17 protein-coding genes and 7 pseudogenes are annotated in these 19,081 nt (G+C 34.4%); 14 read left to right on the top strand and 10 right to left on the bottom strand.

Annotation, left to right across the window (positions count from 1 at the left end; genetic code table 11):
- Window positions 1-43: 43 nt before the first annotated feature.
- Window positions 44-691: pseudogene (locus tag YN1551_RS04350) on the top strand (IS5/IS1182 family transposase); the annotation flags it as partial.
- A 189-nt stretch (window positions 692-880) separates the two neighbouring features.
- The gene (locus YN1551_RS04345; RefSeq protein ID WP_238527872.1) at window positions 881-1,033 is read left to right on the top strand and encodes a hypothetical protein; all 153 of its coding nucleotides are present in this window, start codon (window positions 881-883) and stop codon (window positions 1,031-1,033) included.
- Here YN1551_RS04345 and YN1551_RS04340 read toward each other — a convergent pair.
- From YN1551_RS04340 to YN1551_RS15500, 3 genes and pseudogenes are all read right to left on the bottom strand, one after another.
- Complete coding sequence (locus tag YN1551_RS04340) at window positions 1,020-1,388, bottom strand: type II toxin-antitoxin system death-on-curing family toxin (protein ID WP_012717267.1); 369 nt, start codon at window positions 1,386-1,388, stop codon at window positions 1,020-1,022. The two genes, YN1551_RS04345 and YN1551_RS04340, sit on opposite strands and share 14 nt — an antisense overlap.
- A 144-nt stretch (window positions 1,389-1,532) precedes the next feature.
- A pseudogene (locus tag YN1551_RS04335) lies at window positions 1,533-1,973 on the bottom strand (NAD-dependent epimerase/dehydratase family protein); the annotation flags it as partial.
- A 53-nt stretch (window positions 1,974-2,026) separates the two neighbouring features.
- Window positions 2,027-2,544 (bottom strand): annotated as a pseudogene (locus tag YN1551_RS15500) (transposase); the annotation flags it as partial.
- A 401-nt stretch (window positions 2,545-2,945) separates the two neighbouring features.
- Here YN1551_RS15500 and YN1551_RS04325 point away from each other — a divergent pair.
- Complete coding sequence (locus YN1551_RS04325; RefSeq protein WP_012717266.1) at window positions 2,946-3,422, top strand: hypothetical protein; 477 nt, start codon at window positions 2,946-2,948, stop codon at window positions 3,420-3,422.
- Between the two features lie 126 nt (window positions 3,423-3,548).
- Here the strand turns inward: YN1551_RS04325 and YN1551_RS04320 are convergent, their stop codons facing one another.
- The 3 genes from YN1551_RS04320 to YN1551_RS04315 form a co-directional block, all read right to left on the bottom strand.
- Window positions 3,549-3,875 (bottom strand): nucleotidyltransferase domain-containing protein, encoded by a 327-nt coding sequence (locus YN1551_RS04320; protein ID WP_012717265.1) that lies wholly within the window; start codon window positions 3,873-3,875, stop codon window positions 3,549-3,551.
- Window positions 3,860-4,147 (bottom strand): HEPN domain-containing protein, encoded by a 288-nt coding sequence (locus tag YN1551_RS15770; protein WP_080513567.1) that lies wholly within the window; start codon window positions 4,145-4,147, stop codon window positions 3,860-3,862. The genes YN1551_RS04320 and YN1551_RS15770 overlap by 16 nt, the downstream gene beginning before the upstream one ends.
- A 160-nt stretch (window positions 4,148-4,307) precedes the next feature.
- Entirely contained in the window at window positions 4,308-5,573 is a 1,266-nt protein-coding gene (locus YN1551_RS04315) for a hypothetical protein (RefSeq protein WP_012717264.1), read from the bottom strand.
- Between the two features lie 139 nt (window positions 5,574-5,712).
- Here YN1551_RS04315 and YN1551_RS04310 point away from each other — a divergent pair, with 139 nt between their 5' ends.
- Window positions 5,713-7,278 (top strand): AAA family ATPase, encoded by a 1,566-nt coding sequence (locus tag YN1551_RS04310; protein ID WP_012717262.1) that lies wholly within the window; start codon window positions 5,713-5,715, stop codon window positions 7,276-7,278.
- A gap of 247 nt (window positions 7,279-7,525) precedes the next feature.
- On the top strand, window positions 7,526-8,137 hold the full coding sequence (sfsA, locus tag YN1551_RS04305; protein WP_012717261.1) for a DNA/RNA nuclease SfsA: 612 nt from the start codon (window positions 7,526-7,528) through the stop codon (window positions 8,135-8,137).
- A gap of 5 nt (window positions 8,138-8,142) precedes the next feature.
- Here the strand turns inward: sfsA and YN1551_RS04300 are convergent.
- Together YN1551_RS04300 and YN1551_RS15765 are read right to left on the bottom strand one after the other, a co-directional pair.
- Window positions 8,143-8,337, bottom strand: a pseudogene (locus tag YN1551_RS04300) (IS1 family transposase); the annotation flags it as partial.
- 224 nt (window positions 8,338-8,561) lie between these two features.
- A pseudogene (locus YN1551_RS15765) lies at window positions 8,562-9,441 on the bottom strand (IS630 family transposase); the annotation flags it as partial.
- Between the two features lie 101 nt (window positions 9,442-9,542).
- Here YN1551_RS15765 and YN1551_RS04280 point away from each other — a divergent pair.
- The gene (locus tag YN1551_RS04280) at window positions 9,543-10,703 is read left to right on the top strand and encodes a 2'-5' RNA ligase family protein (RefSeq protein ID WP_012716448.1); all 1,161 of its coding nucleotides are present in this window, start codon (window positions 9,543-9,545) and stop codon (window positions 10,701-10,703) included.
- Window positions 10,704-11,619: 916 nt separating this feature from the next.
- Here the strand turns inward: YN1551_RS04280 and YN1551_RS04270 are convergent.
- Window positions 11,620-11,937 carry a hypothetical protein gene (locus YN1551_RS04270; protein WP_012717258.1) on the bottom strand — a complete coding sequence of 106 codons (318 nt, stop codon included), beginning with the start codon at window positions 11,935-11,937 and terminating at the stop codon, window positions 11,620-11,622.
- 60 nt (window positions 11,938-11,997) lie between these two features.
- On the opposite strand from YN1551_RS04270, the pseudogene YN1551_RS04265 reads away from it, so the two are divergent.
- The 3 genes and pseudogenes from YN1551_RS04265 to YN1551_RS04255 all read left to right on the top strand — a co-directional run.
- Window positions 11,998-12,246 (top strand): annotated as a pseudogene (locus YN1551_RS04265) (IS256 family transposase); the annotation flags it as partial.
- Between the two features lie 164 nt (window positions 12,247-12,410).
- Window positions 12,411-13,340 (top strand): transposase, encoded by a 930-nt coding sequence (locus YN1551_RS04260; protein WP_012715708.1) that lies wholly within the window; start codon window positions 12,411-12,413, stop codon window positions 13,338-13,340.
- 191 nt (window positions 13,341-13,531) lie between these two features.
- Window positions 13,532-14,542: pseudogene (locus YN1551_RS04255) on the top strand (IS256-like element ISC1332 family transposase); the annotation flags it as partial.
- A 20-nt stretch (window positions 14,543-14,562) separates the two neighbouring features.
- Here YN1551_RS04255 and YN1551_RS17000 read toward each other — a convergent pair.
- Window positions 14,563-14,796 (bottom strand): hypothetical protein, encoded by a 234-nt coding sequence (locus tag YN1551_RS17000; protein WP_048052286.1) that lies wholly within the window; start codon window positions 14,794-14,796, stop codon window positions 14,563-14,565.
- A gap of 968 nt (window positions 14,797-15,764) precedes the next feature.
- On the opposite strand from YN1551_RS17000, the gene YN1551_RS04245 reads away from it, so the two are divergent.
- From YN1551_RS04245 to YN1551_RS04225, 5 genes are all read left to right on the top strand, one after another.
- The gene (locus tag YN1551_RS04245) at window positions 15,765-16,262 is read left to right on the top strand and encodes a hypothetical protein (RefSeq protein WP_012716451.1); all 498 of its coding nucleotides are present in this window, start codon (window positions 15,765-15,767) and stop codon (window positions 16,260-16,262) included.
- Between the two features lie 423 nt (window positions 16,263-16,685).
- Window positions 16,686-16,985, top strand: a complete 300-nt coding sequence (locus YN1551_RS16995; protein ID WP_052292738.1) for a hypothetical protein — start codon at window positions 16,686-16,688, stop codon at window positions 16,983-16,985.
- 86 nt (window positions 16,986-17,071) lie between these two features.
- Window positions 17,072-17,353 carry a type II toxin-antitoxin system RelE family toxin gene (locus tag YN1551_RS04235; RefSeq protein WP_012717256.1) on the top strand — a complete coding sequence of 94 codons (282 nt, stop codon included), beginning with the start codon at window positions 17,072-17,074 and terminating at the stop codon, window positions 17,351-17,353.
- A 728-nt stretch (window positions 17,354-18,081) separates the two neighbouring features.
- Window positions 18,082-18,393 (top strand): type II toxin-antitoxin system RelE family toxin, encoded by a 312-nt coding sequence (locus YN1551_RS04230; RefSeq protein ID WP_012717253.1) that lies wholly within the window; start codon window positions 18,082-18,084, stop codon window positions 18,391-18,393.
- A 444-nt stretch (window positions 18,394-18,837) separates the two neighbouring features.
- Entirely contained in the window at window positions 18,838-19,080 is a 243-nt protein-coding gene (locus tag YN1551_RS04225) for a transcriptional regulator (RefSeq protein ID WP_012717251.1), read from the top strand.
- Window position 19,081: the final 1 nt, after the last annotated feature.

Genomic DNA, 19,081 nt, shown 5'->3' with positions numbered 1-19,081 from the left:
GCTTACATATTTTCTCACACAACTATACCCAGTAGCCCCAGTTAGGGGAGAGGTAAAGACTCTGTTCAAGGAGTACGCCAAGGAGTTGGAGGAGAAGATGAGTAGCCCCGCTGACTACTTACCTAGCAGTGCGTTATACGGAAAGGTTGGAAAGCTGTGGATCGTGGATTCCTTCCTAATCGAGGTACCCTTCGGGAAGAGGAACAAGGAAACATTGAAGAAGAAGTTTGAGCTAGACCTAAGGCAGAGGAAGTACAGGGAGGCGGCTAACACGCTCTTCTTTTACATTAAGTGCAAAGTGAGGAGGAGGTTCAAGGGAGAGTTTACAAAGAAGAGGAACAGGAGTTACTTCGGCTTCAAGGTCTTCAACCTCATGTCGCCTACAATGATAGTTCACGAGATTCAGGTGGAGCTGGCCAATTTTCTGGACAATAAGGTTGGCTTCTCTCGCAGCGGTTATAAGGTAGTGGATAGGGGCTTCGTGGGGAAGTCCTCGACCTGGTTGATAGGTTTCTCTAGTTTCAGGAGGTATGTGGAGTTCTTTGGGATCTTCTTGAGGAGGTATTGGAGGCCTTACGCTACTGAAAAGGGTATGGTCGAGCTCTTTGTCTACGTTATCGCGTTGATTTACAACTCCTACATCTACACTTCTGTGTTATCGCGTGTTCCGGAGAGTCAACTCGCCCACTAACTTATACCGCGAGAGTTGATCAAGGTAGTGTGGACTATGTTGGAAATTCTGTTTTTCTCTATACGTGATTATTTTCCATTACAATATAAGCTTAATCTCTCGTTATACTGAAAGATATAATTATATTTTATTCTTAATTAATTATAAAATTGTTTTTCTATCATACTATATTTATTCAATTATTTGCGCTTGGGACACTCTCTCGAGACCTATAGAGAATACTTTGACGCGTTAGCTGAATTTGACAGAACTGGAGTATTGAAAATTCACGGAAAAGTCCTCTATGTAAGGAAATATGAGAATGAAAAAGAAAACGAGGATAAATATCTCAATCTCCAATAATCCGTTGTATAATTCCTCTTATCTTGTTTATTGCATGCTCGTCTTCTTCTGGCGGGTTGTCAGCAACATCAGTCAATGTCTTTATAAGTAAATCTAGTAAATCTGGCAATATTGATATTTTATCATTAAATAACTCATGTAAAATATGTAATAACAACCCTAAAGCAGTTCTCTTATTGCCGTCAACGAAAGGATGAGAAGTTATTAAGTGGTACGTTAATACTGCTAGACTCCTGCTAATATTGTTATTACGCATGAGATCTTCTATAGCAGAATATATTGCGATACTCACATCGCCCTTTATGAAGTCCAATTTCTTATCTCTACAGTGCCAAAGTATCTTGTTAAAATACATAGTGTTATATAATTTTCACTAATATGATTAACACAGACATGTAGATACTTTTTGTGATCTAATATTGTGAAGATCTTAGGATTTAAAAAGGATCTTATAAAAGGCGTTAATCTATTATATTATTAGTCTTTCATAAAAAGTAATTCACTTCCACGGCTCATCTTCCTTAAAGAACTTATCTGCAATTAGTGGCCTCCACCACCACTCATTCTCCAAGTACCACTCATAAGTCTTCCTCAATCCATCCTTCAGAGGAGTCGTTTCGTAAGAAAGCCTAGTATTCATACAATACCTCCTATCATGCCCCGGCCTATCGGAAACAAACTTTATTTTAATCTCCTTACCCATGACTTCCTCTAACAATTTAAGCAAATCAAGATTGGTAACCCTCTGTTTCCCAGGAATATTATAAACTTCCCCCTTCCACTCAGCCCTATCTAGTAAGTCAGCTATTATCCTCGCAGTATCTTCTACGAATATCCAATCTCTCTCTGCCTTCCCGTCACCGTAAACGGGAACGTGCAAACCGAGCAAAGTTCTAATAATGGCCTTTGGAATAAACTTCTCAGGAAACTGCCTAGGAGTAACAACAACAATAACACCAAGATTATAAATCTAGCCATCATAAGCCTTACCTAGAACCTCTTAACTTCCTTACCCTTTTCCTTCAAGTCCTTTACAGTATTTGAAGCAGATTCGGCCTCATTACTCGTCACCTCAGCGCTTACTATCTTGAACTCGTCTTTCTCCATAACTACTTCAATCTTAAGGAATTTTGAATCCCTCCTTTTGCCCCACTTTGCTACTACTGTCCTCCTCTTGTTGTGCTTATTCCAGTACCATCAGCTATTACTTCAAGTTCGTCACTCGCTTCAGGGAAATTAATATTCATGTTTCTTACCCTTTCCCATATTGTTGAATAATCTAGGCTTGTCGGTATTATCTTCATTTCTGCTAGTGTGCTTAGTACTCCTTCTATTGCTCTGTAAGGTAAGAATAAGTGTAGGAATGCTAGGAAGTCGTTGAACTCCTTTGGTGCCTTGTACTTGGTCTTAGCATACCTGTTCTCTTCCTGGAGTAATTCCCACCAGTGTTCGAAGACGTAGAAGGGGAACATTAGCTTGTATCTAGTTACCACGTTCTCATCGTACTCCAATCCCTAGTGTTCTTCTTTTTCATGGGTAATACTCTGCATAATTACTTAAAAATTTTTGTATAATTCTGAAGCGATCCACAACGTAGCTAAGAAAATGATGTTTTTATATTAATGATATAGCACTCAAGCAGTTGGCGGATTAGATAATACTCCATTTTTACGTTAATTTTAATGATCTAAAAACGCTAAGAGGTTTTAGAATTTGATTGTAAAGAGATTGGATTACCTTATTAGATGATTAACAGTGGACTTCTTGAAGGAAATTCCCTAGCTCTTTAAAGTCATGAAAAATATAAATTAATTCTATAAATGATTTGGGATAATAGTCATAAAAATATTAGCATTTTAAGCATAAATTTTTAGGAAACAAATATATATGCAGTTTTTATCCATAGTATAGAGTGCCTATAATTGCATTGTGTCCATGTGAAAAATTAGCACCGAATTGCACATATGTTAGTACTCTTAATTCAGACAAAGATGATTTCTTGGACAAAGTAGTAGAAGTTCGCAATAAATTCATAAATAACGAATTTACGGAAATACCAGCATATAAATACTTTCTAGATTTGAGTGCTAAAATGCACCATGTCTTCACTATAATAAGGTTAGTATCTATTGAAGCATTAGGTAAACAGTTTTTAGTAATAGAGGCTAAAAACGATAAAGAGGAGATAATTTCTGCTTATGAGCTAATTGAGTATTTGAATCCTTATATTACATATTCGGTATATGTATTTGCACGGGCAGCACGGATATCGATTAACACAAAGCGTTCAACGTCTAAATTTGGAGGCTATAATATAAGAATTGAAGGAGTAGGTCCACGAGATCATATAGACTATGAGAAAGAAACAAGAACATATGTAATTTTTTAATTAACATCTGTCTTGTTGATTGAATTTTTTAGGCCTTAAGCTAGAAGTAAAATAGATTCTAAATCTTCTGTTGAGTTAAAAGTTAGCTATACGTTTCTATTGAGAAAAACTGAAGAATTTCACAAATTAGCATCTAATTTCAACCCTAGGATTGAAAAATTCCTTATAGAATTCCTCATAATCCTTCCAATTTGAATAATGAAATTCAAAAGGAGTTATATCACTCTTAAGTTCAGATAATATGTAAAGGTTTATCTTAGCCTGCCATAAAATATCGCCAACCTTATCACTTACAATTAGAATATCTATATCACTTAAAGAAGGCACATAATTCCCGCTAACTACGCTACCGAAGACTACTACCATTACATCTTGTAAGACCTTCTTTAGCGAAGCACAGATCTCATAAGCGTATTTTCTCCAATTATTAAAATACTCTATTCTTTCTGCCATAAGTCTATTACCTCTAAAAATTGTTTTACCAAACTAATTAACTTATTAGCAGTATCTTTATCGTAAGAACTAGGAAAGTATCTTGACCCTGTATAGGATAGTTTTAACAATGCTATCAATTCTTTATTCTTATTTTCTAATTCAACCAGTTCAGGTTTCATATTTTTTAAAGAACTTATTAGTTCATCAATTTCATGAGTAAAAGGATAATTACCCTTATTCTCAAGGAGCGTCGCCTTTAATGCTAACTGTAAAGATTGTTCAGTACTGATAGTTCCATTAAGTCTTTGTAATTATTATCTCTCATTTGTACTCTTTGGCTAAGAACTTTCTGAGAGTACTAACAAAAACTGTAAAATCATACCAGCCTTTCTCGACATTAGTATAGAGGCCATTAAGCGATAATTCCATATTAGCTTATAGTTAAAAATATTAAACGAATATTTCATTCATTATGCTTTCCATGACCTGTTTATTTTCTTCCGTTAATGGATCAATAGTTACTATATACATTTGTCTAGGTTTATTATTTCTAGACTTAAATATGAGCTTTACATACTTTTTATCTTTCTCTTTGTTTCTTATACTCTCATCTATTTTCTCACTCAATATATTATCAGAATTCAATTTATTTATCCTCTCAATTCCAGGATAAATAAGAATAGCTATATTAGGATCGTATTCATACATATAGGCCATAACCTTGAACCTTCCTTGTGAAATGTAAGAAGCCGACGTTGAATATTTACATTCGAATATAATTTTCTTTTCGTTAATTAAAGCGATATCTGGTCTTCCCATAAAATCCTCTATTTTTTGAGAGTTATCTATGCTAAATAGTGAGGAAAAATCAAGTGATGAATTCAGTGTTATAAATTTCTTTTTTCCATCTTTTTCCATAACTACGTCAAACTTATCTTTTTTAGATACCTTAACTTTGTACCCTTTTTTCTCGAAATACTTAATTAATAAGTAAAATACGTAAAGTTCATAAAGTTTCCATAATAACATTTTTATTATATCCTTATCTTTAGGGAGTATAGAGTTTTCGTTTCCTAAAGATATTTCATTTCCTATCATTTTTTCCAATGTAATATATATCTTAAAAGCACGCTTTAACCATGATGGATCTTTTTCTATAGGCGCTCTAATCTTACCTTTTCTGAATCTATCCTTATATTCATATAGCAAATTAACGTAATCATTAAAATCATTTAATTGAAAGTAATTAATAACGTGAGATTCTTCATAATATTTCTCTAATTCGTTTTTTAATTTAAATATATTTCTGTATATTTCCCTTAGGAGTGCCCCTAAAACTGCGAATGTTGAAGAGTCTGCTCCTCTTTGATACGTATAATATGAATATATCTTTGAAGGATAAGTCATTAAAGATCTAGGGATATCTAATGCTCCATGGATTTCTGACGCAAATTCATTGCTAAATTCTTTTCTCACGAGTTTATCTTTATAAGCCTCTTTCGCAGACTTAACTACGTCTATTGTAAGTATGTAAAGAACGTAATAATAAATTCCGTTTAGTGCATTTCGTAATGCTATTGTGTTCTCATACTCTGAATTCCTTTTCATTTTCTTTAAAAGAGTATCCATATCTATAACACGTATATATTGTAAGTAATATTTTCCTACCTTTTTAATTAATTGTAAGTCTCTAACAGTTAGTCTATAGTCTTTCATTTACTTTATTTGGGATTACAATGGTAATAAACTATGCTAAGAATATCAACATAACAAATATCTTAGAAAATTTAAATTATAATGTCGACCAGATGAGAATGAAGAGAATATATAAATTTAAGATTCTTTAGTAATATACATGAAAAATAGTGATCCAAAGAAAGAAGTTCATGAAAGAGCCATGAAATATACTTTAAGTAAAATTAATGAACTGATAAATTCAAAATATTCAGGGTATAAAATATCACAAATACCCGAAGATTTTAAACCACCTAAAGATGATCAGAAATTATTAAGTTGTAAACCTCATTTAGTATTACAGAAGCCGAATGGAAGTAAAGTCTATATTCGTGTTTCTGGTGTCAAGGGCAGAAATCCAATAGGCGCTATTCCTAACTATGTTTTATGTGACTTTTTAATAGCAGTAACGTACGCTGATACGGATTCTCCTAAAGCTTATGTTTTACCGTTAGAATTTGTAAAAAATAATATAGTAGAACGTAATGGCAGAATAACTTCCTATTGGATTGAAAAGAAGGATAGCTTGATAAATGGTAAAAAAGTACTAGGTTATCTCATGTATGAAGATGGAAGAGATAAAGACGAATTCTTAGAGAAATGGGACTCCTTATTTACTGGATCTCTACAAAGAGATGATAGTAATAGGGTTGAGGTTTCCAACATCGAAATTGATTGTGGTAAAGGAAATATTTCCGATGTAATGAGTTTGACAAATAGATTTTACGTTGAAGTTCCCAACGTTGAAGAATTCTTTAAAATGCTAGGAGCTAGTCTTAAGATCTATAATGTTCTCTTAGTAGGCCCTCCAGGTACTGGCAAAACCAGTTTGGCAGTAAGTGTTATAGATAAACTAACTGGAGAAAATACCAATTGTTACGAAGTCACTACAGCAAACTCTCTTTGGTTCAGAAGGGACTTAATTGGTGGTGAAAGTATGGAGAAAGGAAGTATTATATGGAATAGCGGTTTACTTATAAGAGCATATAATAGCGCTGTGAAGATTAATAATGGGAATTATTACGTTATAATAGATGAGATAAATAGAGCAGACGTGGATAAGGCCTTTGGTGAAATCCTAACTTTAATGTCCGACGTAGGTAGTAGTTCTGTAGGGAAAAAGATCTTAGAGGAGATAGAGAAAGAAATAGAGAAGTTTAGCGAAATTGATAATGAAGCCAAGGAATTTCTTGCCAATCTAAAAAGACTAGGAGATAAAAAAGACGAAGTCCTGAAGAAAATAAGGTTCGTGGGAACTATGAATTTAATTGACTCTAATAATTTATTTCCAATTGGTGAGGCTCTAACGAGAAGATTTCTAATTTTTCATTTAGATTATACGTGTGGTACTGAAGATGTAAAAATGTTCTTGAACGATTCTACTATTCCATTTAAGGAGGTAATTATCAGTGAAGTTAAATACCTAAGAGAGAAGTTCGGCTGTTCAGATAAGCAGAAAAAATCGCAGTATGAATATAATATTTCGACTGCTAGTATAAAGTTAGCATTAAGTCTTCTTAAGGAGTTAATAGAACCCAACGATACACCAGATACTATTAGTGAAAAATTCTTATTAGTCTTGGAAAAGTCTCTTGGAACCACTGACGATAAAATTCTACGAAAATTCAGGGAATATCAAAGAGAAATAATAGAAAATCTTAGATCTAGGAATAGTAAAGGGCAATAATTTCTACTGTTAGTATACTATTCCTCAGATAAAGAGTGAGCTATTTATAGTTGTCATACTTTCTTAGACCTTAAAGTGCATGGTTCCATAATTGGTTAATAATCTGCATCAATCATAGTAAGTCGTTTCCTTGGCTTCTAGAGTGTAAGGAAGTATAATAATTTCATAAAAATCCTTTACTCATTAAAAATATAAAATCAAAAGGATAATATAAAGACTTATTTTAAAATAAAAACATCACACTACTATGATAGTCTATCAATTTCCCAAATTAGAGGAAGAGACAGTTAAAGAAAGATTAAACAGATTTATGGTTTCAACTCAATCAGGAAAACTTTGCCATCATCATGATCCAGGCAGATTGAAGGAGTTAATTTATCCAGGGAACAAGATTTTAGTTAGAGAAGTAGACGGTAATAAGAGGAAAACTTCTTATCAAGTTACTGCAGCATGGAACGGTTTGTGGGTAATTGTTGATTCAAGTATTCATAATGATATTACAAGGAAATTCCTACCTAACGCCAAAGCTGAGGTTAAAGTAGGGAACAGTAGAATTGACTTTCAAGACGGAAACACTTTCATTGAAGTTAAGGGATGCAGTCTTGTGGAAAACGGTGTGGCAATGTTTCCAGACGCTCCAACTGAAAGGGGGAGAAGACATCTAGAAGAATTAATAAAACTTAAGGAAAAAGGATACAACGCTAAGTTATTAGTATTGGTAATGAGAGACGATGCTAAATGTTTTTATCCTAATGAGAGAACTGATAAGAAATTCTCAGAAAAGTTCTTTGAGGCTTTACACAAAGGAGTAGAGGTAGGGGAGTGTTCTCATGCAGTCATCTTATTCGATATTGAATAGTAAAATTATATCAGATTTTCTCTAATATTCTGCACTCCTCTCAAGTAAGCCTCGTTCAAGGGAGTCTTCTCCCTTGAATAAATTACTGGATACATGACATTAAGTAAGGCAAGACTATAATCAACCATTCTCTGACTCCTATTGACAGCCCTAGTGTCCCTAGCCAACCTAGCCAAATGAGCCCTACAGTAAGAGTTATATAGTCTTTTTCATAATAGTTGCAACAGGCTTTTAACTTCTCTCAATACAAAATATAGAAAAACATTGAGAAAAGCTTGTATTATTGTGAGATAAAACTTGATAAAACTTGTTAACAGATAATAAATCAAATATGAGAAAAATTTTCCCATACTTATACCTTCCTCAAGATCCCCAAGCACGTCACGAAACTTATTAATCCAATACCTAGTATAATTACCCTTAGAAACCAAATAATAGAACTCATCCTCAATTCTAGAGCATAACACGAGTAATAATAAGTATTAACCCAACGCTTCAAATCCTTCCAAACCAACTCAATTGGGTTTAAATCCGGAGAATAGGGAGGCAAGAAAAGCAAAGTAATGTTAAGCCTAGAAGCAGTAGCGAAAACATAAGAAGACTTGTGAAACTTAGCATTATCAAGAATCAACACGACATTACCAGAATTCCTAACCCTAAGCAAGTAAAGAAAATTAGCGAAAACCCTAGAATCAACATTGTGAGCATAAAACAAGGCTTACCATCAAACAAGGGAATACAAGCTAGAATATTAACCTTAACACTTGGATAATCAACCCTAACAACATACAAACCCAACCTCCTAACCCTAGAGGGATCATGACGAATACCAGACTCGTCCATGAAAAACACTTTTACGCCCTTCTTAATAACGCCCTTCAACCTCTCCCTAAGTCGGCATCTATTGGCTTGTCGATCTTGTAGGGTTTTATGTAGGGAATTTTCAGTCTTTTTCTCGCTATTCTCCAAGCTGTAACTTATTTTTACGTTGAACTTCTCCTCTATGTTTTTGCTTTCCATATGGTTTTTCCTTGTATTTCTTCTACCTTTATTTCCCTCTCGTTTACCTTCTTTTTTCTTCCTTCTCTTTGCTTGTGGAATAGGCATTTTTCTCCCTCCTTTTCGAATTCGTTGATCCATCTATATACTGTGCTCTTGTGAACTTGTAGTATTTTTGCTATTTCGCTAATTTTCATTCGTTCCGAGTGTAGTAGTATTGCCCTAGCTTTTGTCTCGTTTAGGTTCTTGGGCTTCTTGCTAATTAGCTTCCTTATCTCCCTTTTTAAGGTCCTTAGCACACTCAGCCCAACAGCTCCCATTACTAACACTAGATTTAACTCCCTTTTAGCCCCCGTTGCAGCTATTATGAAAAAGACTATAATAATAGGAGAAATATAAAAATATAATGAGAAATAGCTATATCATAGAAATAAGACCAATTCTAGAGAAATATAAATTAAAACAAATAATGCGAAAGATTAGATCTATAAGTTATTTGAAAGTACATAGAGTACCTCATATTACTCTCGTATATAATTTCCGACCATTAGTAGCTCCGCTTAAAATAATGGAAGTTATTAAAGAAGTATCTAATAGATATGGCAATTTAGAATTTTATTACGATAAATACGAGATAAAAAATGGGAAAGAAGGATATACGATAGCCTTAGGTATAAGGCCTAATAATGAACTTCTTCAATTTAGGGAAGACCTTTATAAGAGCCTAAAAAATTATATAAAAGAAAGGTCTGACGCTAAATTCTATAACGAGAACTTCTGGTTTCATGCTGGCATTTCTTTTCATTTATCATGTAAAGTAGTAAAAAATATTTCAAACAATAAAGAAATGCTCCAAATTTTATCTCGTTTTTTGTATGAAGCTAAGGTATTAAGGATAACACTCGTAAATACGGGTAAAATAGTCTATGAGTACGATATATTAAATAAGAAAATTCTCAATAGAGCAGAGGCCTTATCATTAGTTGAACTAGAGAAAACATATGAGAAATATAGGGAAAAGTACCTAAAAATAGAAGTAAATCCTAAAAGTTTAGATAAAATATGGTTCATAGCTGACACACACTTTGGACATAAAAATATAATTAAATATTCTGCAAGGCCTTTCGTAGACGTTACTACAATGAACGAACACATAAAAAATAAGTGGAATGAGATGATATCTAATGACGATATAGTTTATATAGTAGGGGATTTTGCTAGAAGAGATTTTAAAAATTACGTTAATTTCCTAAATGGGAAAAAGATCTTTATACAAGGTAATCATGATCCTCCAGCGATAGGAGTAAAGCAATTAGAACTACAACTAAACAATTATAAATTCATACTCTCACACTATCCAACTAATTTGAATTCTTATAATGCGTGGCTAATCCATGGTCATGTGCATAATAACAGACTGAGAAAGTACCCATTCATTAACTCTAAAATAAAGACAATTAATGTTGGCGTTGACGTAACAAAATTTTACCCTGTAAACCTGAAATGGATACTAAATCTAATAGAAACTAAGAGTGACTATTTATATTTACCACCTAAAATTATTTAAGGGAAAGAAAGTCATCATGGGTTGCACAAACTAAAATGAATTATAACTTAGTAGCTTTTAGAAATAGTGTATATTAATAGTCTCATAAAGTTCTTATTCATTTTGACAGTATAAATGGAAATAATGAGACAAAAACTTACTTGAAGTATTAGTCCATTTATGGGAAAAATGGTAAATATTACTGTTGCAGTCAGCGTACTTTAAGTTAGCACTATTGGCCATTCTATTTCACTAGTCGTCTTTCATCGCAGGCTCTATTTTACGTAGGATAAGAAAAAGATTATAGCTCTAAGGAGTAGAACTTTATTATTTTTAAATTATATTATTCTATGTATTATAGCTTATATTATAATAATACAAAAGCTGGTAATAAGTAAAAGTAGTTATTCAAGGAATGGTATTAGATAATAAAACTGCAATCTTACATGAACTAGATGGTTTTGATTATTTTATAATTTTGCGAATTACTAATCCTATGACATCAGAATATTATATATTAAACAAAAGTGAAATAGATAAATTGATTAGAGAGAATAAAATTACTTATAATGAAAATATTAAGGTGTATAGAATATTTCCTAAAATTTATGAAAAATATAGAAGCACATTAAACGAGTTTGTACATACAATATTCGAAAGTCAGTAGGTATATTAATCATAAGTTAAGGATATAGTGCATAAATTAGAGTGATCTACTTTCTCTACATATGCAATAATACTTGTGGTTACCTAGTCTTGATGCATACGTTTTTCCAGTTAATGCTACTATTCATTATTAATAAGAAATTGCTACTTACTTTTTTTATCATTTTAACCTAACGTCACTGTTTCTTCCTCTTGTGGACTCCTTCGGCTCTTCAAGCTATCGCCTAGCCATGTTAGAGGCAAAGCATGTGGAGCCTATCCATCTCCACCCTTACGGATGGAGTCTTCCGCCCCCTTTGAACCCCTTGTTAAGATAAATCTTAATTGTTCCCTCTTTCTTTAGGTAATTTAATAAACCGCTTAAACCTTCTTCTCCTATCATCTCTCTTAATTCCTTCCTACCTATTTTTCCGTGATCCTTAATTACCCTAAGTATTTCACCAGCCTTTCCTCCAACGTCTTTATCCTTTACAAACTCAATAACCTCTTCAACATCACCCTTCTCTATAGCCTTATCAACCATCTTATTTACTGCCTTCTCCGTATATCCGTATTTCTTATAAAAATCAATAACTTCCTCCCTGGTCATCTTCTTCTTTAGAAGCTCGGGGCTACCAGTTATAGTTGTGGTAGCAAAAGGTGAAAAATAATGACAAAAAGTAAAAATAACCCCGGAAGGGGTAATACCATAAGGGAGAGTAATACCATGAAGGTAATGGAAGAAATAAGAGAAAAGATAAGAAAGGCAATCAAAGAAGGAGTTAGCCTAAGGGAAATAGAGGAGATAATCTTGCAAGAGGCCATGATGGAAGAGAGGGAAGCCTACCTAGAAGTTGAGGACGACCACAAGAACGGGACCTACTTCAGATATCTGGGAACCGGAGACGGAGTATTAAGAGAGCATCCCAAGTGTAAATAATTCAATAAATCTATGTATAAGTTTATAGATAATAACTCAAAAGAAAGCATAAACTCTTGAGAAATTTTGAATTTTCACTTGGAGTAAAATCTTGAGTAATACTTAAAGGGGACCGGGAAGACGTAGTACAAGGATTGGGAGATATGAAACCTTGGATAGAATACTACAATCTCCCGGTCCCCTATGATAAACTATCATCAAGGCATAAAACTCTTTTGAAAATGCACTACATACTAATCACCTCAAAAGCACTATCATCACTAGACCTATACATACTTAGAGTACTCATCGTCATGATGATATGGCAATGCTCCTACAGAGATGTAGAAGCATACTATTACACGGACATTGTAGTAAGATGGTTTCTAGGAGAACGCAAGTCAAAATCCGAAAACCACAGAAGGGCAAAGAAACTTAGGGGAGAAATAAAGAAAGCATTCAAGGAATACGCAAAAGAACTTGAGGAAAAGCTAAGCAAACTAGAAAACTACTTGCCAAGTAGTGCCTTATACGGCAAAGTTAACAAACTCTGGGCAATAGATTCCAACATAATCGAAGTACCCTTCGGAAAGAGAAACAAGGAGACATTAAAGAAAAAGCTAGAACTCAACTTGAGACAAGGAAAGTTTAGGGAAGCAGCAAACTTAATTTACTACTATATGAGGGCTAAGATTCATCGTAGATTTAAGGGTGAGTTTGCGAAGAAGAGGGGTAGGAGTTTCTTCGGCTTCAAGGTTTTATATGCTATTTCCCCAACCATGATTCTTCACGCAATTCAAGTTGAGTTTGCAAACTTTCCCGATAATAAGGTTGGTTTTGGTATGAGTGGTTATAAGGTTGTTGATAGGGGTTTCTTGGGAATGCCCTCAACTTGGATAATTGGTTTTTCTAGTTTTAGACGTTATGTTGAATTCTTTGGTATTTTCTTGAAGAGGTATTGGAGACCTTACGCTATTAACAAGGATATGGTTGAGGTTTTTGTTTACGTTATTGGAATAATTTACAATTCCTTGATTTACACTTCCGTGTTAGCAAAAGTTCCGCAAGAGGAATTTGTCAAACTCTCTAGTTAACCCTAGGCTAGGGTTAACTAGAATAATATGGGGTATGTTTGAAATTCATTTTTTCTCAACTATAAGTTATTTTATATTACAATAAAATATTAATCTTCCCTCATATTGAAAGATATAATTGACTTCTATTCTCAACTAGTTATAATATTGTTTTTCTATCACATTATATTTATTGAATTATTTGCATTCTGGACACTCTCTTAAGACTCAGAGTACCGAGAACCAGAAAGGGTGGCTTCAGACCTAAGATCCTTCCGGAGAAGTACGAGAGGACCAGCCCAGATTACGAGGACTTCCTCCAGCAGCTCGTTCTATCAGGCATGACTCCAAGTCAAGTCAAGGCCGTGTTAGCAGCCAAGGGAATACCGTATAGTGAGATCGTAATGAATCGGGTTGCCGAGAGAATATCCAACAAACTCAAGGAATACAAGAGCCGCGAACTACCTCACGATCTCCTAGCCCTTTACATCGATGTGAAGATCGTAAAGGTCAGAATCAGCGAGTCGATCATGGAGAGAGCCATTTACATTGCCATAGGAGTTGACTTAGAAGGGAATAAGTTCGTCTTGGACTACGAAGTTAGGGATAGGGAGGACTTGGACGGTTGGAAGTCCTTCTTGAGCGGACTCGTAAGCAGGGGAGTCAGCAGGGTTGACGTAATCGTGAGCGATGACTTCTCTGGACTCGATCGCGTCGTGTCCACGCTCTTTCCCTCCTCTCAACACCAGCTCTGTATAACACACATGGTTAGGAACCTCATGAGGGTCCTCCCAGACAAGGAGAAGGAGGAACTAATGATTAGAGTTAGGGATCTAAAGTCCTCCAGGAACGTGGAGGAGGGAAGGAAGGCTATATTGTCCCTCAGCCAACTTGTCCAACCCTTTTCTCCAGCCCGAGCCAAGAGGCTTCTTGACGCTGCTGACAAGTATTGTTCCTTTCTCAACTTCCCCAGGGAGATTAGACACTACCTCTACACTAATAACACGTCGGAGAGTTTCAACTCGACCCTGGCTAGGTTCGAGGAGGAGCTCGGAGGTTACTTTCCCTCTCTTCGCTCCTTGGAGGTCTATCTCTACGTTTCGATCCATGAAAGTAATTCGCGTTGGAAGTTCAGGCCCATGTCGGTGATAAGGCATTACTCATATCATCTCAAACAACTCCACGCTTCAAGGTTCCAGGTGAGTCTTGATGAAGACTTTTAACCTTCTGCTTACATATTTTCTTACACAACTATACCCAGTAGCCCCAGAAGCTCTAACAACTCTGGAGGCCTTTCCAGAAGAAGGTCACTATCGATAGCTACCCTAACTATTTTCGGAATATCCTCCTCATTTATCCCTTTCTTCTTCATCTCCTCAATAACTTCACTGCTTACCTCAACTTCCTTACCCTCTACCTTCAACCCTTTAATTACCTTGAGCTGGTCTTCAGTAAGTGACCTTATCAATACTTTCAAAGCCTTGCTTATATCCGCCTTTTCCCCGTAAGCACCCCTTATACTAATTTTATAGTCAAAAGTAGAACTCTAATGAAAAATGTTCTATGTAAATTCTTAAAAAAGAGAAGAGTAGAGACTAAAGAGAGGAGTAATAAGGATTAGCGCAGTTGTATTTTTGTAGTGTTTATGTACTATTATTTATGATGTAGAGAAAGAATAGTAAGGCTATAGGATCCTAGGTTAGAAGGCAGGTTATAATAGCTAGACTATGTAAAATGGTTAGAAGAGTTAGTTAGAATATTTAGTATTAGTACCTTGGGCTAAAAGAAGAGAGCTGCTTAGTAAGAAGCAAAAAAGAGAATGAAAAGCTGCTTTAGAAGAATAGTAGAAGCAGAAAGAGAGTAAGTAATAAGCAGTGTAGATTTAGCAAAAAGAGAAGAAGAGAGAATAGTAAGATTTGCAGAGCAAAAAAGAGTAGTAGAAGTGTTTGTTATAAGCAAAGCAGAAGCAGAGAGAATTAGTAAAGTGAGCAAAGCTGCAGATTAAGAGTAAAAGCAGAAAGCAAAGCATCAAAAGTAGAAAAGAAGTGTTAGTTAGAAAAGCAGAGAGAATAGCAAAGCTGCAAAAGTTAGAAAGAAGCAAAGAAAGAGAAGAAGAGAGTAGTAAAAAAGAGTTTGATAGTTAAAGCAGTAAAAGAAAGCTAGAAAAGGGGCGGGCAGGGGCCCGAAATTTGGGGTATAGAAATTTGTTTAAGAAGTTTGAAAAAAATTAGAGAAGGGGGTATAGAGATGAAATCCGTACGCATCAACGCTTAGGCTTCACTTATTTAACGCTTATTTTACGCCTATCTTTCGCTAATATTATGCTTATAATAAATCTGTATCGTATGAAATCGTATCGATATTATAACATACCTACTGTTTCTTGTCTGATAGAACGCATATGTATGGATGGGGGTTTTTAAATACTGATATATTTGAAGAGGTATGTCTTCAGATCAATATACTCCAAATAGTAATGATATAAATCAAGACAGCCCGATAAACACTAGCACTAATCCATACGGATCAATAAACAACAGAAATAATGAAAGCAAATCCAGTGACATGAAGAAAAGTAGAGAAAAGTCGAAGCGTATTAAGAAGGATGAGAACGTGTTGTACCTTACGGTAGAGGATGAAAACGAACCAATACATATCCACATAAAACGAGTGGTACCGAAGATAATCGATGAATACGTGAAGAACTACGTTAAGCCCATAAGGAGGAACAAGTTGCAGGAGTTAGTTTTTGGTTACGATGAGAGGTTGGCGAAGTTTTACGAGGAGAGTAAAGAGGACGCCGTAGCTGTGTTCAGCTTTGCGCTATCCAAGCTGTTCAGGGAAAAGAAAGTAGTGAAAGTTAAGGACCCAGACAAGAGGAAGGCGACCTACTACATACTCCCGGAACACGTGGAGGGTTTCAGGAGAGGATCTGGATCTTAGAGGTGTCTCCGTTATCATATGCCACGATAAGGTAGTTGTTTTTTACAGTTATGCCAAGAATGTGGTCCTTCCTGGTCGGTAGACCCAAAATCTAATTAGTAAAAATAATTTTTATTCATTATTAGTAGTTCGTAACGATTTAATGTAATTAGTTAGATAATTATATGATAATTTTTATAAATTTCCAAGTACCATATTAGATTTTTTATATTTCCACACAATTAACTGAGGAATATTATTATAATATTAGAAAATGATAAAGATGTATATGATAGAATCTGTTTTATTTACATTGATTATTTAATACATTATTCTTAATGCTCTTGATTATGAGTATAATAAAATATATTCTTTTATTTATTAAGAAAAAATATGAGGTTTAATGTTGAATTTATATTTGTAATATGATTTTGGGTCTACCGAGTGGTATGGGGATTACTACCTTCAATACCTTTTCTGCTGTTGGGTTACTTTTTAGGGTACTACTTGTGGTGGTTGGCTATGACTTCAGTCTTGGTTAGTCCTTCCCACATGTTCTTAGATATGTTCACTGAGGCAGGGGTATACGTGAAAAAAGGAGGGAAGTGGAGGAGATATGCATTAGCTCACTTCAGATATAACGATCCCTTCGCTAACGGACTAGCAACGCTGGCTGGGATATTCATGCTCTTAGCATCAATTCACGGCATTCATTACTATCATTATTACAACTATTATTCCTAATGGGATAATATACGAAAAGAGAAAAATTTTTAAATAAGTTTTCTATATCTTTTAATGTGGTTTGTGAGAAGTGGGAATTGAAGTTCATGATGAAGAAAGTTAAGGAAGCTAGAGATTTGGCTAGATTTGTTGCCAGAGAATTTTCCAATTTGGAATATCTCATGTTAATTGTCGATAAACTTGAATTGTTAAAAGAAAATCCTGTTAAATACTCCAGAGAGAAATTAGGAAAAGATGTATACGGTAATCCAATGTTTTCCATAGAAGTAACTGGAGATATAAGGATACTTTACAGTGTGGACTCAAAAAACTGTATAGTTTTCATTTGGGAGATCGGGTCTCACAAGGACGTTTACAGTCGGGATTAAGCTCATAATAAGCCTCAATCAACATCTTCCTAAACTCTTCTAAGTCCTCCTTACTTTCAATTACTAAGTAACCTTCTCCCTTTTCATCCTTATCTTCAATTCTCATATGTGTATATTTGCTACTAGGCATTAAAAAAGGATATGCTGATTACTCTCATTGAATTTTGAAAAATTGAGCAAAGAATGAGGTTGGATCCTAACGTTAAACTTACGCCATGCAAAAACTGAATAAACTCCCTAGCTTACTTTACAAAAATTCTTTCTTCTAATTTCTTAATCTCATCTAATTTTGTATTATTAGCTAATAATGTACAATAAATACAGCTGAGGAGTGATATAATGCAACATAAGTACACTATGCATTCGTTATAATAAACTGAAATATGATAATTTATTCGAATTGAATTAAGCATCTTTATAATTAGGCAAATTTGTATAACACAAATATAAGTGTGCGTAATTATTGCAGAAATAGTTATCATAATACTTGTTAAAATAAAAGAAATGATGAGAAGAGTTTTCTTACTCATAATATTATAAATTTATTTAAAAACCTCTTATTGAATTAACTCCCCAGTTTACCGCAAAAAATTCAACCCCAAGCTCTACGCTCTCCGGTCTAGGGTTGCTTAATATTTTTGCTTATATATTAGCTTAGTATTTAGCTTATATTTAAGCTAATATACGAAAAGAGAAAATTTTTAAATCCGTTTCCTAAATCTTTTAATGTGGTTTGTAAGGAATGGAAATTAAGGATAATGTTCAGTAAGAGGATAAGTAACCTTGATGAGTTAGCTGATTACCTTCTAGATAGTTTTGCAAGTGATAAGTTAGTTATGCTTATCTTAGATAAGGTTTTATTATTGCTAGATAATCCCTTCAAATATTCCAGGGAAAAGTTAGGAAAGGATAAGCATGGCAATTCAATGTTCTCCATAGAAGTAACTGGAGATATAAGGATACTTTATAGCGTTGATCCGAAAAATTGTATAGTTTTCATTTGGGAGATCGGGTCTCATAAGAAGGTTTACGGACGTTAGTTCTCTCCTTAGCTTTCTTTTCCACAATCTCCTTAAGCTTAATTACTTCATCTTTACTTAACTCCGCATAATAATATTCTCCATCCTTACCAGTCTTCATATGTATAAACTCCGCAAAGAGGTTATTAAAACGATATGCTAATCTAATTCTCTTATTGAATTTTGGAAAATTGTTAAGTAAGCAGTATAAGCACTTATCTTTGGATCCAAGCTTTCTACTCTCGTTAGAAAAATTGTAAAAACTCCCCAGTTTACCTAGTAAAAATTCAAGGTAATTAATCCTGCCTGGATCCCGCATTTTTTAGCTGTGAGAGCAAGGTAATGCGATAATGAAAATAAGGTTAAAGAAATTTTAACCCTGCGGGGTATGAGTTAGAAAACTAATTCTTTTAGCGCTTTAAGGTAGTTAAAGACTTTTTAACCCTACTTACGAAAAATTAACATGTGGGTTACGTTGGTAAAATTACAAATGAAACGAAAATCCTACTAGTTTTGAGTAAGAAGCACTGCTGTAGTATTGAGGAGTTAGAGCAGTATACTAAGATAAAGAAGGAAGAGTTAAAGGTATATTTAAGTAAGTTAGCGAAAGAAGGCAAGATTTCCAGGGGGTGGGGGCATATAGCTGGAAAGAAATATAGGAAATATTGTATCAAAACGAAGATTTTGGAGGAGCTTAACTTAATGTAGG

The sequence above is a fragment of the Sulfolobus islandicus Y.N.15.51 genome, from assembly GCF_000022485.1.
Taxonomy (GTDB): Archaea; Thermoproteota; Thermoprotei_A; order Sulfolobales; family Sulfolobaceae; genus Saccharolobus; species Saccharolobus islandicus.
This window is presented reverse-complemented; position numbering and strand designations above follow the sequence as displayed.

Coding starts and splice junctions, on each gene's coding strand:
- YN1551_RS04340 (WP_012717267.1), bottom strand. CDS start 1,388: ATGTATTTTAACAAGATACTTTGGCACTGTAGAGATAAGAAATTGGAC.
- YN1551_RS04320 (WP_012717265.1), bottom strand. CDS start 3,875: ATGGCAGAAAGAATAGAGTATTTTAATAATTGGAGAAAATACGCTTAT.
- YN1551_RS04315 (WP_012717264.1), bottom strand. CDS start 5,573: ATGAAAGACTATAGACTAACTGTTAGAGACTTACAATTAATTAAAAAG.
- YN1551_RS04310 (WP_012717262.1), top strand. CDS start 5,713: ATGAAAAATAGTGATCCAAAGAAAGAAGTTCATGAAAGAGCCATGAAA.
- sfsA (WP_012717261.1), top strand. CDS start 7,526: ATGATAGTCTATCAATTTCCCAAATTAGAGGAAGAGACAGTTAAAGAA.
- YN1551_RS04280 (WP_012716448.1), top strand. CDS start 9,543: ATGAGAAATAGCTATATCATAGAAATAAGACCAATTCTAGAGAAATAT.
- YN1551_RS04270 (WP_012717258.1), bottom strand. CDS start 11,937: ATGACCAGGGAGGAAGTTATTGATTTTTATAAGAAATACGGATATACG.
- YN1551_RS04260 (WP_012715708.1), top strand. CDS start 12,411: ATGAAACCTTGGATAGAATACTACAATCTCCCGGTCCCCTATGATAAA.
- YN1551_RS04245 (WP_012716451.1), top strand. CDS start 15,765: ATGTCTTCAGATCAATATACTCCAAATAGTAATGATATAAATCAAGAC.
- YN1551_RS04235 (WP_012717256.1), top strand. CDS start 17,072: ATGATGAAGAAAGTTAAGGAAGCTAGAGATTTGGCTAGATTTGTTGCC.